2 protein-coding genes and 1 pseudogene are annotated in these 2,721 nt (G+C 50.9%); all 3 read left to right on the forward strand.

From position 1 onward, the window contains the following. A pseudogene (locus OXS27_RS32035) lies at window positions 1-316 on the forward strand (transposase); the annotation flags it as partial. A 189-nt stretch (window positions 317-505) separates the two neighbouring features. After that, on the forward strand, window positions 506-1,528 hold the full coding sequence (locus tag OXS27_RS32040; protein WP_267361685.1) for a hypothetical protein: 1,023 nt from the start codon (window positions 506-508) through the stop codon (window positions 1,526-1,528). A 39-nt stretch (window positions 1,529-1,567) separates the two neighbouring features. Beyond that, window positions 1,568-2,668: an acyltransferase gene (locus OXS27_RS32045; RefSeq protein ID WP_267361686.1), complete on the forward strand. Its 1,101-nt coding sequence runs from the start codon at window positions 1,568-1,570 to the stop codon at window positions 2,666-2,668. Window positions 2,669-2,721: the final 53 nt, after the last annotated feature.

Consider the following 2,721-nt stretch of genomic DNA (forward strand, 5'->3'; position numbering starts at 1 on the left):
CCAGGCCCTGGACAACTATGCCGTCCACAAGCGCCCGAAGGTCCGTGCCTGACTCGACCGCCACCCGCGCTGGACCTTCCACTTCACCCCGACCTCAGCCTCGTGGCTCAATGCCGTCGAGGGCTTCTTCGCCAAACTCGCAAAACGCCGGCTCAGACGCGGCGTGTTCGGATCGCTGATCGGGGTGCAGGCCGCCATCAAACGCTTCATCGCCGAAAGCAACGGCAATTCGAGGCCCTTCGATTGGACCGCCGACACGGATCGCATCATCCAGGCCGCAAAGCGCGGGCACCAAGTGTTAGACTCGCACCACTAGATCCGGGGAAGAACGGGCCTTCCGAGTTTCCCATGTCGAAAGCTTCAGCGTGTGGTATGCCCCCCCGGCCGCGAGGGACCGCTTCCCAAACGGATCGTCCGGCCGCGGGCTCGACCGAGCGATCCGCGGAGGTCATACCGTCCACGGCGGTATCCTCGCATCCACCGGCGCTACGTGGACAGGTGCAAGATGTCTTTGAAAATCGCGATGATTTGCGGAACTTGGCCGCCATCGCCATGCGGCGTGGGCGATTATACAGGGCACCTCGCCCGGTCGCTCGAAAACAAAGATGTTTTGGTCGATCGAATCAGCTTGGACGGTAAACCAGAAATTCAAAAATTACTCACGCTCAAACGATCTATTATAAGCATGGATCATGATGTGGTTCATGTGCAATATCCTTCTATCGGGTATGGACGTTCGATTGCCCCCTGCATAATTCCTTTTTTGAAAAGATCGACACCTATAATCGTCACGATTCATGAGTACAAAAACTTTCACCTACTCAGGCGGCCGTGGTTCTTACCCTTCGCATATGCCACTCGTGGCCGAATCTTCACGAATCGAACGGAACGTGACTATTTCAATGCAACTCTAAGGCCTTCACCTGCAAACGAAGCGATTTTAGCCATACCCAGCAACATACCACGGGCGCCACAGAGACCAAGGCGCTTGAAATCAGTCTGTATGTTCACCTTGCTTACGCCACACAAGGGCATCGAAGATTTTTTGAGCCTCGCAAACGATCCGCACGTGGCAGGGGATTTCACTTTTAGCTTGATCGGCGCGGTGACCGAGTCAAATGCCGAATACGCTGAACATATTGTGCGCGCAGCCAAAATGGGGAATGTGACTACGCATTTGAATCTAAAAGAGGATGATGTATCTCAATTGCTTGCTGTCCACCAATACGGATATATGCCGTACCCAGATGGCGCTGCAGAAAAGCGAGGTTCGTTGCTCGCCGGCCTTGCGAACGGACTTGTGATCTTGACAACGCATTCTAATATTACTTCTCCAGAATTAGTACATTGCACTGTGCGAGTCACGTCGCCTACAGATGCGGCGATGAAACTGATTGTCCTCGAGAGTGAGCCCTCGCAAATTACGGATTTCAGAAAGCGAGCAACTCAGTATCGCGTGCCGGACTGGGGTGAATTAGCAGATCAGCACATCGCCTTTTATGAGGCTGTCCTCAGTACCCGTCTTTAAGGTTGGTTCTGTTGCGTTAAACGCGTCTGGAGTTGCTCGATGTTGAACGCGGCTGATCGGCCCGGATCGCTAATAACGCCACCGCCGGCGGTGAGGCTGGACTACCTCGATTCGCTGCGCGGCCTGGCGGCATTGCTTGTCGTTCTACATCATCACTATATGACAGTCCCATTTTTTGAGCATATCGTAAGGATCACCCCATTTCGCGTCCTTATCAACGGACGCTCCAGCGTAATATTCTTCTTCGTTTTGAGTGGCTTCGTCATATCATATGGGGTTATCACAAGCGCGAAGCGTACAACGTTCGGCATCTTCTTCCTTCGGAGGCTCATCAGAATCTATGGCCCGTACGCGGCCTCCGGATTGATCGCGATCGCGGCGTATCTCGTATTGAAGCCAGAGCCACTGAAATATACAGCTGTCACTTTCAATGATATGTGGAGCGATTCGCTCGACTCGCGTGCGATCCTGCAATTCTTCTTGCTCGCGGGAACGCATGCGGCGAACAAAATCAACACTGTATCATGGAGCTTAGTGTATGAGCTCCGCATCTCTATGATAATACCGCTACTGTGTATTTTCGCGACACGATATCCATGGCCGCTTTTTCTAATTATAGGGGGTGATTTGATTTTAAATCGATTTCGTGCGAATTCTGTCCCATTTACTGCGGAGACAATCCAATCCAGCTTGGATATAACGTTTCATTTTCTTGTGCCTTTTATTTTCGGAATATTTTTGGCTGTGCGGTTTACCCGTGGTGAAATTCCTGACTTTGACGGTCGGCTCAAATTGCGGGCTATTCTTCTACTCCTTGCGTTATGTATGCTGCTTATCTTCAAGGACGAGACCGCGAGCATCGGATCGGTTCTTCTTCTAGCAGTGGCGCTTGGATCGAAAAAGTTTCAGCAAATACTGAATCGGCCAATGCTGCTGAAGCTTGGGGCGATAAGCTATAGTTTATACTTGACGCACGCTATCGTCCTTCAATGCGTTGTCAGGTTGCTTGGTAATGAAGCACCAATCGGGCTAGTTTTAATTATATCTTTGTTAATGTCGTTTTTTGTTGCTGAATTATTCTATCGTATTGTCGAGTTTCCCTTCCATCTGCTCTCCCGGAGGCTTTCTGTTGTTCAATAACGGCGATAATTGCTTCTTCGCATAACGCAACTTATCTGACGTGAATGTCTTAG

Origin of the sequence: Methylobacterium sp. GC_Met_3 (assembly GCF_026540775.1) — a bacterium.
Taxonomy (GTDB): domain Bacteria; phylum Pseudomonadota; class Alphaproteobacteria; order Rhizobiales; family Beijerinckiaceae; genus Methylobacterium.